Origin of the sequence: uncultured Fibrobacter sp., assembly GCF_946062555.1 — a bacterium.
In the GTDB taxonomy this organism is placed as follows: domain Bacteria; phylum Fibrobacterota; class Fibrobacteria; order Fibrobacterales; family Fibrobacteraceae; genus Fibrobacter.
Genome location: NZ_CAMGVQ010000103.1, coordinates 1 through 6,410 on the forward strand (window position 1 = coordinate 1; position 6,410 = coordinate 6,410).

8 protein-coding genes are annotated in these 6,410 nt (G+C 52.2%); 6 read left to right on the top strand and 2 right to left on the bottom strand.

Features of this window, described 5'->3' with window-relative positions; all coding sequences use genetic code 11:
* The 5 genes from Q0P86_RS16230 to Q0P86_RS16250 all read left to right on the top strand — a co-directional run.
* On the top strand, positions 1 to 211 hold a 211-nt coding region (locus Q0P86_RS16230), incomplete at its 5' end, for a hypothetical protein (RefSeq protein WP_295040929.1).
* Positions 212 to 279: 68 nt separating this feature from the next.
* A complete protein-coding gene (locus Q0P86_RS16235) occupies positions 280 to 636 on the top strand; it encodes a hypothetical protein (protein WP_290992469.1) in 357 nt (118 codons plus the stop codon).
* A complete protein-coding gene (locus Q0P86_RS16240; RefSeq protein WP_291024570.1) occupies positions 629 to 1,603 on the top strand; it encodes a phosphatase in 975 nt (324 codons plus the stop codon). The genes Q0P86_RS16235 and Q0P86_RS16240 overlap by 8 nt, the downstream gene beginning before the upstream one ends.
* A gap of 23 nt (positions 1,604 to 1,626) precedes the next feature.
* Positions 1,627 to 2,349, top strand: coding sequence for a pseudouridine synthase (locus tag Q0P86_RS16245; protein ID WP_295040932.1), 723 nt, complete (start codon positions 1,627 to 1,629; stop codon positions 2,347 to 2,349).
* A 78-nt stretch (positions 2,350 to 2,427) separates the two neighbouring features.
* On the top strand, positions 2,428 to 3,261 hold the full coding sequence (locus Q0P86_RS16250) for a metallophosphoesterase (RefSeq protein WP_290992476.1): 834 nt from the start codon (positions 2,428 to 2,430) through the stop codon (positions 3,259 to 3,261).
* A 45-nt stretch (positions 3,262 to 3,306) separates the two neighbouring features.
* Here Q0P86_RS16250 and Q0P86_RS16255 read toward each other — a convergent pair whose 3' ends face one another.
* Positions 3,307 to 4,035 (bottom strand): pyridoxine 5'-phosphate synthase, encoded by a 729-nt coding sequence (locus Q0P86_RS16255; RefSeq protein WP_072980409.1) that lies wholly within the window; start codon positions 4,033 to 4,035, stop codon positions 3,307 to 3,309.
* Between the two features lie 13 nt (positions 4,036 to 4,048).
* Positions 4,049 to 5,155, bottom strand: a complete 1,107-nt coding sequence (locus Q0P86_RS16260) for a divergent polysaccharide deacetylase family protein (protein ID WP_295040935.1) — start codon at positions 5,153 to 5,155, stop codon at positions 4,049 to 4,051.
* A 30-nt stretch (positions 5,156 to 5,185) separates the two neighbouring features.
* On the opposite strand from Q0P86_RS16260, the gene miaA reads away from it, so the two are divergent.
* On the top strand, positions 5,186 to 6,076 hold the full coding sequence (gene miaA, locus Q0P86_RS16265; RefSeq protein ID WP_295040937.1) for a tRNA (adenosine(37)-N6)-dimethylallyltransferase MiaA: 891 nt from the start codon (positions 5,186 to 5,188) through the stop codon (positions 6,074 to 6,076).
* Positions 6,077 to 6,410 lie beyond the last annotated feature (334 nt).

Sequence of the window (6,410 nt, forward strand, 5' to 3'; positions counted from 1 at the left end):
CGCTGCAAAGAAGCCGGTCGCTGCAAAGAAGCCGGTCGCTGCCAAGAAGCCGGTCGCTGCCAAGAAGCCCGTTGCTGCCAAGAAGCCGGCCGCTGCCAAGAAGCCGGTCGCTGCCAAGAAGCCGGCCGCTGCCAAGAAGCCGGTCGCTGCAAAGAAGCCGGCCGCTGCAAAGAAGCCTGCTGCTGCAAAGAAGCCTGCTGCAAAGAAGTAATCTCAACAATTTTCTCCTTTGTTGGCGAGTTCCGGACAAGTCCGGAACTCGTTTTCTATTTTTGGGGCATGATTTCAGAAAAAGATCTAGCCGAATTAGAGAATATCCCTTACGAAGAACGTGTCAAGCGCGTTGAAAAGCTTCTTGATGGTAAAAATGAACCCCGCGCCTTTGAACTCGGACTGTTGCTTGCCCTTAAGATGGGGCAGGAAATTCGCGAAGGCAAGGAACTCGGTAGTGAATCGGGCGACTTGGTCGCCGGTTGGAACGGGAAACATCCTGATTCTGTGATAGAAGAAGCGATTGCTTTTGCGAAAGAATTCCTGACGAATCCGGCAAAGATTGCTGAGAAGATTAAAAGTGGCATGCTGAAGGCCAAAGACGAAGCGGCCTCCGGCAGCACTGACGAGGCGAAGAATGGATAACAAGTTGATTGCTACGGTCGACATCGGGAGCCACAGTTGCATCCTGCTGATTGCTGCGTTCGAAAGTTCGACCCCTTCGGCAAGTTCAGGGACCGAATCGCCGACTGAAACCACCGACGCTAAGGACGCTGAGCCTGCCGAAGTGTCCACGGATCAAAAGGTGCTGGTGCCGAAGCTGCAGAAAGTTGAAGTCTGTCGCCTGGGCGAAGACATTTACGAGCACGGCGCCATTACCGAAAAGCGAATCAAGGAACTCGAAGCCATCATGACGAAGTTCCGCATGGACTTGCATGCCTTGGGGGCAAACCTTAAGGCCGCCGTGATGACCGAGGCTATGCGCAATGCCGAGAACCCTGACGAAGTGATTGCCGCCGTCGAGAAGACCCTTTGGATGAAGCCGCGGATCATCAGCGGCGAAGAAGAAGGCAAGCTCACCTACCGTTCCGTGAAAGAATGGCATGGCGAAGGTATCGTGACGATTGACATCGGTGGTGGATCTACGGAACTCAGCAACGGCGATACCACATTCTCGATTCCGGTGGGCGCGCTCAAGATGTTCAAGGCGATGGGCCCGATTCCTGGCCCCGAATACAAGAAGTTCGTGAAGGAAACCTTCAAGGAAGTGTCTTTCAAGGGTATGACGAAAAAGCCGGTGTACCTGATTGGCGGCACGGGTACGGCCCTTGCGATGGTTTACCTGAACAAGCAACAGTTCGACTACAAGGCTATCGAAGGTCTGGAACTGTCCATTAGTGATCTGGATGCCGTGACGACGAAGATTTCGAACTTGTCGAAGGAGCTGCGCGCGATGCTCCCGGGACTGGAAAACGGGCGCCATGAAGTCATTATTTGCGGGCTTTTCTGGCTCAAGTCGCTATTGGAGAAACTCCGCGTCGAAACATTTAAGATAAGTACCGCAGGTCTCCGGTTCGGCCTGCTCTACGAAGAAGAAAATCCTAACCACTAACCACTTCCTACTGTCTACTTTCTATGCGCATTAACAAGTTCATTTCTCTCTGCGGTATCGCTAGTCGCCGCGCCGCCGATACCTTGATAGAAGAGGGGCGCGTGCAGGTGAACGGCGAGACTGTCAAGGACCTCGGTCACCAGGTTGATGAAAACGCTGATAGTATTTTGGTGGATGGCAAGCCTGCCAAGCTCCCGCGCAAGACGACGACCATTATGTTCCATAAGCCGGCCGGCTGCGTGTGTACCAAGACCGACCCGCAAGGTCGTCGCACGGTTTATGACTACTTGCCTCCGGCCTACCAGAGCCTGAAGTATGTGGGACGCCTTGACCTGCAGAGCCGCGGGTTGCTGCTGTTTACCGATGATGGTGAATTGTTGCATAGGCTCACGCATCCGAGCTATGAAATTCCACGCAGCTACTACGTGTGGACGGATCGCCCGTTATCGGAGCATGCCGCCCAAAAACTGGTGGATGGCGTCGACATCCGTGAAGAAGGGGCCGAAGAAGAGGAAATCGCCTTCGCGACGGATATCTATCTGGAAAAGGGCTTTGCGGAACTGGTACTTGTCGAAGGCAAGAACCGTGAAATCCGCCGTATGATGCGTGCCGTGGGTTACGAAATCCGAGACCTCAAGCGTGTGAGCTATTGCAAGCTGACTTTGGGAGAATTGCCTGCCGGTGAATTCCGCGAACTGACTGCCGACGAACTCAACAAAATCCGACAGTCGGTGCACATTAAATAATGTGGAATGAGGAATGTAATTTGACGTGGGATGTGATTCCGCACTTCACATTCCACACTTCACGTTTGATTTCTTCGTATGAACTGTAGAACATTATACATCGGTGATGTGCATGGATGCGCCGACGAACTCGAACGCATCGTAGAGGCTTTTGGCTTTGTGCGCGGAAAGGATACGCTGTACCAGACGGGCGATGTCATTAACAAGGGCCCCGATATGATGCGCGCGCTTCGGTTCGTGCAGGATAACGGAATCTTGACGGTGCGCGGAAACCATGAAGAGCACCTGATACGCGCGATGGAGCTTCCTGAAAGCGGCTGGACCGAAAAGCAACGAGCGCGTTTTGCAAAACTTCCGATGGAAGAATGGGCTTATATTGTATCGGTTGTCAAACGGTGGCCTTTGTGGCGTGATACGCCCCATGCACTGCTCGTGCATGCCGGGCTTGAGCCCGGAAAGGCCCGACTAGAGGACATGGACCCGGAAGTTGTTTTATCTGTAAGGTTCTGGAACGATCGTCCGTGGTTTGAACAAATTAAGTGGAACAAGACTGTCGTTTTCGGACATTGGGCAAAGATGGGTTTTGTCAACCGTCCGGGATTTATCGGTCTCGATGCAGGCTGCGTTTACGGCAAAAAGCTGATGGCGTGGTGCCCCGAGGAAGACCGTTTCTACGAGGTCCCGGCAGCTCGTGAGTATACGCCTGTGAAGGACAGGGCGAAAACGGCGATCGATGCTCCCTGTTTGGTTCCGGGCGACAAACTCCCGGAAAAGGAACAGCCGAAAACTTTTGAAGAAATCAAACAAAAAATTGCCAGCGGCGATATAGCCCTGGCAAATGGCAGTGAACAGGCCCGAAAAATCCGCAAGGCGTCTCCGAGTATTGCCGCTGAATGGGCTGGATATCCTTGATGCGTCGGGGCGTTACGGGGTGTCCCCGTCCCCTATATTAAAAAATTAACGCCTGATGATTTCGAGCATGTCGCGTACGGCACGGTCGATGCCTACCATGACAGACTTGCTCACGATGCTGTGGCCGATGACGAGTTCGTCGATACCTTCGATCGTAGCGATGGGGGCGACATTCCTGTAATTCAGGCCGCGTCCTGCCTTGACCTTCAAGCCGTATTTGCGGGCGAGAACGGTCATGTCTTCGAGAGCGGAAATTTCGCGTTCCACTTCTTCGTTGCTGCCGAGGGCGCAGCTGGTGGCGTATTTGCCCGTGTTGAATTCCACGAAGTCTGCTCCGATTTTCTTGGCTGCCTTGACCTGTTCCGTTTCGGCGTCAATGAACACGCCTACGGCAATGTCGTTGTTCTTGAGCGTCATGACGGGCTTTGCGAGGTCTGCCACCTTGGCGGCGACATTCAGGCCGTCTTCGGTGGAAAGTTCAGTGTGGATTTCGGGGACGAGGGTCACGGTGTCCGGCTGGTTGTTGATGGCGACCTGGACCATTTCCTGTGCGGGGCAGATTTCCAGGTTCATCTTGGTCGTGACCGTGCGGCGCAAAAGCTGGACGTCGCGATCCTGGATGTGCTGCTTGTCTTCGCGCAAGTGCATGGTGATGCCTTCCGCTCCGGCGAGTTCGGCGAGTACGGCAGCCGCGATGGGATCCGGTTCGCAAATTTTGCGGGCTTCGCGGATGGTGGCGATATGGTCAACATTAAATCCAAGTTTTACGGTCATGCGGGACTCCTTGTCATTTCTTCATAAAGGTAGATAAATTTACGATAGTGGTGCCCTGTTTCTGAGCTATTTCGGACAGGTTGCCGAGCTTATCCAGCGAACTCTGGTTTAAGGGGAGAATCATGGTGGCAAGACCGTTCCGCTTGGCTTCGCGCAGTTTGGCCTTGGTATAGTCCGATAGGGAACTGTTGTCGGGATTGTACGGTGCCGTGCACTTACAGGTCATTTCCATATCTTGGCATGTCTGCGGGACGATGGATAGCTTGTTCATGGAGATATCGGCGAACCAGAGCCCATGTTCCTTGGTGGGCTTCAGGATGGCTTGCAGGAGTTGTCTGTGTTCAACGGCTTGGTCCCCGTAGCGGCTGGCGATTCCCTTGGCTTCGGGGAACTTGCGGTGGGCTTCGGTGATGACGTTTTCGATTTGTTCTTCGGTGTGGTGGATGCGCAGCGGACGAAGTTTGTTGTGCGCCTTGTTAAGCTTGGTGGATTCCATGGGGATCCACAGGGCGATTTCCTTACGCTTGATTCTGTCCAGATCGCGATAAAAGTCGTCGCTTGTACCGAAGGGCGGAACGAGTAAATCGTACTTGAAATCCAGCTGGTTCAAGCTGACGATCAATTCGGGGGTTAAGGTCGTAACCTGGAAGGCGACTGCGAGAATGGAGGCCCCCGGCTTGAATTCGTTTCGGGAAACCTGGAATTCGAGGTTCAGTGTATCCCCGTTATCCTTGATCAGGTCGACTTTGGCCGCCTGGAAGACTTCGTTGTTGTTGTAGAGTTCTTCCATGAAAAGAATCTTGCCGCCGTTCTTTTCGATGAATCTCTGGGCTTGCAGGAGGTACATAATGACGGTTTGGCCGCCTCCCATCGTCCAGATATGTCGCTTCTTGCGCTTGGAATAGCTGACTTCCAGAGGGAGCAGGGCCTGCTGCATCTTTTCTTCGAAGGAAAGCGTGTCTGGAACGGATTCTTGAACTGTGGTGGAGTCAGTGGCCGTGGCGTTGGTGGTGCTGTCTGTCGCCAGCATTCCTGAAAGTTTCGGAAGCAGGAAGATGAAACCTCCAATCAATGAGGTAAGAACGATGATTATGGCGACAACGTGTTGCATTTTTCCCATGGTGGCTGATAATATAACTAAATTGAGACCATGCCAGTCTTGTTTGCGTTGGTCGGAGCGACCGGAATCGGAAAATCGGAATTATCCTTGCGGCTTGCCGAACATTATGATGCCGAAATTATCGGCGTCGATTCCAGGCAGATTTACAAGGGCTTTTGTATTGGAACGGCGCAGCCTGACGTCGCGAGCCTTGTGCGGGTGAAACATCACCTGGTTGATTTCCTGGATCCGATGTCGTCTTTTTCGGCGGGTGGCTTTTGTAACAAAGTAAAAGAGTTGCTGTCTGCGAATCCGAGAAAAAAATATATCCTGGTGGGGGGGACGGGGCTTTATCTGCAGAGCCTGATGCTTGGCTTGCCGCAGATTCCCGCGGTTCCTGAAGAAGTCCGGCTGGAATTGGAAAATCTTGCCGTTCGCGAGGGTGTTGATAGTTTGTATAAAATGGCGATGGCAGCTGATCCGGAATTGGTGCGGAATGTGGAACCGAACAATGTACATCGTCTAGTTCGAATCGTAGAGGTGTTCAAGGCGACGGGTCGCAGGCTATCAGAATTCCAGAAAGACCGTGAAGGCGGAATAGGGAAGTTGCCAATCTTTTGGCTGCAACGGGAGCGCGATGCCCTATATAAGAGGATTGATTCCCGTGTAGACCAGATGATTCTGGATGGTTGGGTTGACGAGGTGAACGAACTTGCTCAGGATGTTCCGTTGAACGCGCCTGCGTGGCAAAGCCTTGGCTATAGGGAGCTTTTGCAGGTGAAATCGTCGGCATTAATGGACGAAGTCGTTGAAGAAGTTAAGAAAAAGACCCGCAATTATGCTAAAAGGCAGTTGACATGGTTCCGTTGGCAGATTGAAAGTACCCCGATTGACATGGAAAAGGAGCCTTTTTCACTTATAGTTCGCTCCTATCGGGCGTAATAGCCCTGATTTTTAGCAGAAAAATTCGAGTGTCCGAAATTTTTGTGTGAATAGTTTGTGAACTCTTTGGTATTTTTCCTGCGAAAGACTCGTTGCTTTCCCGTTTTTTGCGAAAATAAGAAAAAAATGCGATTTTTTCTGCAAAAATACCCTTGCAAAAGTTCCTGAAAATTCTATAATTGGCGTCGTTCCTGAGAGGGACGGCCGAAAACGAAACGCTGAAAGCGAAGAACCAAGTAAGCCGCGATCGAGGGACAGCAACCCGAGAGGTTGCTGAGTAGATTGAAGGAATCGGAGATGTGCTTAGTGACGGGTCCAAGAGAATTCTTGGAAA

What these genes read in the sequence shown, in the direction of transcription:
- Q0P86_RS16235 (WP_290992469.1), top strand. Translation starts at nt 280, where the DNA reads ATGATTTCAGAAAAAGATCTAGCCGAATTAGAGAATATCCCTTACGAA.
- Q0P86_RS16240 (WP_291024570.1), top strand. Translation starts at nt 629, where the DNA reads ATGGATAACAAGTTGATTGCTACGGTCGACATCGGGAGCCACAGTTGC.
- Q0P86_RS16245 (WP_295040932.1), top strand. Translation starts at nt 1,627, where the DNA reads ATGCGCATTAACAAGTTCATTTCTCTCTGCGGTATCGCTAGTCGCCGC.
- Q0P86_RS16250 (WP_290992476.1), top strand. Translation starts at nt 2,428, where the DNA reads ATGAACTGTAGAACATTATACATCGGTGATGTGCATGGATGCGCCGAC.
- Q0P86_RS16255 (WP_072980409.1), bottom strand. Translation starts at nt 4,035, where the DNA reads ATGACCGTAAAACTTGGATTTAATGTTGACCATATCGCCACCATCCGC.
- Q0P86_RS16260 (WP_295040935.1), bottom strand. Translation starts at nt 5,155, where the DNA reads ATGGGAAAAATGCAACACGTTGTCGCCATAATCATCGTTCTTACCTCA.
- miaA (WP_295040937.1), top strand. Translation starts at nt 5,186, where the DNA reads ATGCCAGTCTTGTTTGCGTTGGTCGGAGCGACCGGAATCGGAAAATCG.